Origin of the sequence: Methylobacterium indicum (assembly GCF_001043895.1) — a bacterium.
Taxonomy (GTDB): domain Bacteria; phylum Pseudomonadota; class Alphaproteobacteria; order Rhizobiales; family Beijerinckiaceae; genus Methylobacterium; species Methylobacterium indicum.
In genome coordinates this window covers 1-4,989 of record NZ_JTHF01000366.1, presented here as the reverse complement: position 1 = coordinate 4,989, position 4,989 = coordinate 1, and the positions used below count along the sequence as shown (strand labels likewise).

Below are 4,989 nucleotides of genomic sequence, written 5' to 3'. Positions count from 1 at the left end.
GCAGGGCCTGATCGCCAGCGATCTACTCGGCTACGGCCGCGAGCCGCTGCCGCCGACCCGTGACGTCGTGAACAACGACGGCGACGTGGTCGTGCCGATCGACCTGCGCAACTTCGGCAACTGGCTGAAGCTGTTCATGGGCGCGCCGTCGAGCACCGATGCCACCGGCGTGCGCACCCACGTGTTCACGTCCGGCGCCGTCGCCCTCCCTTCGATGACGGTGGAGGTCGGCCTGCCGGAGGTGCCGAGCTACGGCCAGAACTTCGGCGTGCGCGGCAACACCATGCGGGTGCAGATGCAGCGCTCCGGCCTGCTCACCGCGACGCTCGGCCTGATCGCGCAGGGCGAGAACAAGTTGGTGGCGTCGGCCGCCGGCACGCTCGCCGAGGCCAGCGTGGAGCGGTTCAGCCCGTTCCAGGGTGCCATCACCCGGGGCGGCCAGCCGCTCGGCTCCGTCGTGTCGGCCGACTTCACCTACACCAACAACCTCGACAAGGTGGAGGTCATTCGCGGTGATGGCCGGATCGAGGACGCCGACCCCGGCATGGTCGGCATGTCCGGCAACATCGCGGTGCGGTTCCGGGACACCACGCTGCTCGATCAGGCGACCTCGGGCGCGCCTGTGGAACTCACCTTCGGCTGGGTCACCGACGCGGCGCGCTCGCTCGTGTTCACGGCGCACGCCGTCTATCTGCCGCGCGCCAAGACGCCGGTGACCGGGCCGAACGGGGTGCAGGCCACATTCGCCTGGCAGGCAGCCAAGGACATGACGCTCGGCAAGACCGTCACTGCCACGCTCATCAACAACGTCGCGACATACTGAGCGCGGTACAGACCGCGCACCGGCCGGCAAATCCCTTGCCCTCCGGGCGCGGCCCTCGGTACAACGGCCTGACCCCGCTCGTGCGGGGATGGATCGCACGGAAGGTATTCGCACCTGCCGTGCGTTAGCTTTGCTCGCTACGCTGAGCGAAGTTCCCCGCGGGCCTGGGGATCGTTGCGAACCTGCCGACCGGCAAGATGATCGCACATCAGCGTCCGATCGCTTCTTTCTCCGCGAGAAAAAATGATCAAGCTCTCCCAGTCGGTCGAACCGTTCTGGCTCGACGTCTTGCCCGGCGTCCGGATTCGCTTCCGGCCGATCACCGTCGCTTCGATGCTGGTCGCCCGCGAGGCCGTCGGCAAGGTGTTCCGCGGCGAGGATCAGGACGACGTCGGCGCGCGCGCCAACATCGCCCTCGTGCGCGAGCTCGCCCGCCGCGGCATCGTGGAGTGGGAGGGTATCGGCGATGCCGATGGTCAGCCGATCCCGGTCACCCGCGAGGCCGTCGATCTCCTGATGGAGAATTGGCCGGCCTACGACGCGATCGACAACCTCTACGTCGCGCCGGCCCTGGCGAGGGACGCGGAAAAAAACGCATCGTCGAACTCGTCCGCTGGCACTTCGGTGGTGGCGCGGGATACTGCGACGCCTGCGGCGTAGAATGCGAGGCCTGCCCGTACCGCGAGCACGCGCCCGCCACGGACGATGGCCTGACGGCCTGGGCCGTGATTCGTCGCTGTGGCGGGCAGGTCAGGGCCGGCATGGGCGCCCCCTATGCTCTCGACTTCGGCGCTGTGCTGGCGCTGGCCGACGCCATGGGCGCCAGCACGGCGCTCCTCGCCGACGTCCTACCGCACGTCGAGCCCGTCATCGTGAAGGCCTACCAGGAGCAGAGCGAGAATGCCGACTAGCGTCGCCACCCCCGACAACACCGGCTGGACCACGCCATGATGAGCCGCATCCTTGCACCCCTCGTGCTCTCGGTTGCCCTTGTTGCGCCGGCCGCCGCACTGGAGATCAAGTCCGACCCGCGGACTGGGGCAATCCCGTCGCTCACAGCCCCGGGCGAGATCGCCATCAATCGCGCGGACGGGAGGTTGTTCTGGCGCATGCCGGACGGAAGCCTCGGGACATCGACCCTGCTGAACGCCCTGCCGAGCGGCCGGCGCGCCGTCGAGCAGGGCCAGTCCGACGACCAGACCGTCGCGCCGAACCCGGCCGCCCCGCTCAACACGCTCTCTCGCCTGCTTGCCGACCGACAGACTACGACCTACACGCCCGATCTCGGCCCCGGCATCGTCGGTGCGCCGCGCTCAGTCGTTGAAGCTCTGGATGCCGGCTATCTCGACGCCCGCGCTCTGGGCTTCCGCTCTTGCTTGACGGACTGCGCTGCGGCGCGGGCGGCGAACGACGCGGCTGCAGCATCCCTAAGCTCCAAGCTCTCGGACGTCGGCGGCACGATCTTTTTTCGTCGCGGAATTTGGCCCTTTACCCAAGGATTCAATCTCACCGACAAGCATTTCGGGGTCGTTGGCGAGGGTGAGGGCCGGACGATCCTCCGGTTCGATGGAACGGGAAATCTTTTCAACATCACAGAGAACAGTCTGTTCTATCGGTTGGAGTTTCGCAGTTTCACGGCATGGGCCGCTTCGACCGGCGCCAACACCACCATCAAAATCGTCCGGCCGCTCGGAAACAGCTCTACCCAGACCGGCCCCAACATCAGAAACGTCGAATTCGTCCCGACAGACCCGGCGAAGTATCAGTGGCAGACTGGCATCGACTGCCTCGGATGTTGGAGCCTGAACGTAACGGAAAATCTTTTTGTCGGCAAAGACAACGCGTTCAGCGCCGATTTTCTTATTCTCAGAGATAAGTCAACCCCTCCCACCATCATCAACAACAAGGTGTTTTCGGCTAATAGGGCTGTCTATGCTCCGCCCGGGGCGTTTGTGGAGGGTCCAATTATTGTCGCCAACCAGTTCGTCGGCGTAAATTACGGGATCTTTCTCGATAATGCGAACAATGCCCCGGGCGCACAAATTATTGGAAATCACATCAACGCATACATCGCTGGAATTGTTTCCATTGCTAGACCGCAGGTGATGATCGCGAAAAATCTTCTGTATCGCTATGGAAGCTCGACGACCGGTTTTGACTGGAATGGCATCTATCTTGGGGCGGCATCGTCCGATGCATCTATCGAAGATAATTCTTTCTACGGTTATAAGGGCCAGTATCCGGGCAACGCCACGGCCGTGACTGGTGTAAATTCTACGGCCGGATCGGTCTTCGGCGGAATGATGGCCGATCTGAACTACGGGATTGTCGGGTCCCAGAACTGGGCCGTCGTCTACGATAACATCAAAACGCGAAATGTAACCACTTTCGATTATCAGCTTGGCGCCGGGTCTTACAGGGGCAATGTCTGGGCTTTCTGATCAGCCGCCCCGCCGTGACCTTGCCCCGACCGCAGCGCCACCCGGCCTGGTCCTGACACCCTGACATTTGGAGAGCGGCGATGGACGACGGCAGAGTCGCGCTGGAAGACAGCCGGCGAAATCTCAACACCGCAATGGATGGTTTCAGCAGAAACCTTTCCGGCCTTCGCTCTGATTGGAACTCAGAGTATTGCAAGACAATCAAGACAATCTGGTTCGGAGCGGCAATCATTATTGTCGCGTTCTACGGGGCTGTCTTTTTCGTGCTCAACAGCTTGTTCGGACGCCCCTGGTTCTAATATCCCGACACAGGAGACATTTTATGACCGCGACGACGTTCGAGCGGGCGATGCCGCTCGTCCTGGCCCACGAGGGCGGATGGTCCGGCGACCCGGCCGACCCGGGGGGTGCGACGAACCTCGGGGTGACGATCGGCACCTTGAGCCTGTGGCTCGGCCGGCCGGCGACGAAGGCGGAGGTGAAGGCCCTCACCGTCGCGACCGTGGCGCCGATCTACCGGCAGCGGTTCTGGGACAAGATCCAGGGCGACGCACTGCCGGCAGGCCTGGGCTACGCGCTGTTCGATTTCGCGGTGAACGGCGGATCGAAGCGCGCGGTGATCGGCCTTCAGCGCGCCTTGGGCGTAGGCGATGACGGCAAGCTCGGGCGCATCACCCTGGCCGCTGTCGCAGAGCGCGACACCAAGGCGCTGATCGACGCCCTGTGCGACGGGCGACTGGTCTTCCTGCGGGCGCTGTCGACCTGGCCGCGGTTCGGCCGGGGCTGGGCCCGCCGGGTCGAGGAGGTGCGCAAGGCGGCGCTCGCCATGGCGACCGAGACCGCGGCGCCGGTCGACCCCGCAAAGTGCCCGACCTGCGGCAAGCTGATCGCCGCCTGACCAACCGCCCGGGATTTCCGGGCAGTTCGACCCGCGCCGGCCGGGCCAGCCGGGCACATCCCTCACAATCAGGACACCATCATGCACCGCATCTTCCTCGCGGCGCTGGCGCTCGCCTGCGTCTGTTCTCCCGCCATGGCCGGCGCCGGTCCGGTTATCGAAATGCTGCCCGTCAGCAGCAACTTGGCCTACGGCCTCGCCTTTGGCCTCCTGCTGTTTGGCACCCTGGCGCTGGCCGTCGCCGTCTGCCTCGCGGCCCGGGCCCGGCTGCCGATCCTCGGCATCCTCGTCGCCGCGCTGATCGCCGTCATCGCCGGGCCGGCGCTCGCCGCCGAACTCGCCACCGCCGACGCCACCCGCGTCACGCTGTCGGCCGCGCCCTGGATCGATCTCGTCCGGGAGATCGTCATCACCGCCGTCATCCCGGCGGTCGCTGCCTACGCGATCCAGGCCATCCGCAAGGTCTACCCCTGGGCCGCGCTGTTCCTGACCCAGGCCCGGGTCGAGCAGATGGCGAACGCCGTGACCGAATACGCCATCAACGCGGTCCCCGGCGCGGTGAAGGAGGGCAAGCTGTCGATCAACGTCGGCTCGCAGGTGATCGCCAAGGCGGTGCAGCGGGCGGTCGATGCGGCGCCGGCCAAAGCCCTCGAGGCGGCGGGTGGGCAGGCCGGCCTCGCCGAGATCGTCTTCCGCAAGCTCAACCTCGAGGACGGGGCGAACGAGGACAATACCCTGGCCCCCGTCGTCGCCAGCCTTCCGGCCGCGCGATAGGCCGGGGCCATGCTGTTCCCCGCCGGCCCGAGCACGCCCGCCCACCCGGCGGG

The 4,989-nt window shown here is 65.8% G+C and carries 7 protein-coding genes; all 7 read left to right on the top strand.

Annotated features, from left to right (window positions below; translation table 11 throughout):
* Window positions 1-823, top strand: an 823-nt coding sequence (locus QR78_RS30070; RefSeq protein WP_048431298.1) for a phage tail tube protein, incomplete at its 5' end; no start/stop codon positions are given.
* A 243-nt stretch (window positions 824-1,066) separates the two neighbouring features.
* Entirely contained in the window at window positions 1,067-1,483 is a 417-nt protein-coding gene (locus tag QR78_RS30065) for a hypothetical protein (protein WP_048431297.1), read from the top strand.
* A gap of 101 nt (window positions 1,484-1,584) precedes the next feature.
* Window positions 1,585-1,734, top strand: coding sequence for a DUF7697 family protein (locus QR78_RS30060; RefSeq protein ID WP_244278507.1), 150 nt, complete (start codon window positions 1,585-1,587; stop codon window positions 1,732-1,734).
* A 36-nt stretch (window positions 1,735-1,770) separates the two neighbouring features.
* Window positions 1,771-3,264 carry a right-handed parallel beta-helix repeat-containing protein gene (locus QR78_RS34615; protein ID WP_125940061.1) on the top strand — a complete coding sequence of 498 codons (1,494 nt, stop codon included), beginning with the start codon at window positions 1,771-1,773 and terminating at the stop codon, window positions 3,262-3,264.
* Between the two features lie 80 nt (window positions 3,265-3,344).
* Window positions 3,345-3,563, top strand: a complete 219-nt coding sequence (locus QR78_RS34610; RefSeq protein ID WP_125901265.1) for a hypothetical protein — start codon at window positions 3,345-3,347, stop codon at window positions 3,561-3,563.
* A gap of 23 nt (window positions 3,564-3,586) precedes the next feature.
* Entirely contained in the window at window positions 3,587-4,162 is a 576-nt protein-coding gene (locus QR78_RS30050) for a glycoside hydrolase family 108 protein (protein ID WP_053221170.1), read from the top strand.
* 81 nt (window positions 4,163-4,243) lie between these two features.
* Window positions 4,244-4,936, top strand: coding sequence for a hypothetical protein (locus QR78_RS30045; RefSeq protein ID WP_053221169.1), 693 nt, complete (start codon window positions 4,244-4,246; stop codon window positions 4,934-4,936).
* The last annotated feature ends 53 nt before the right edge of the window (window positions 4,937-4,989 follow it).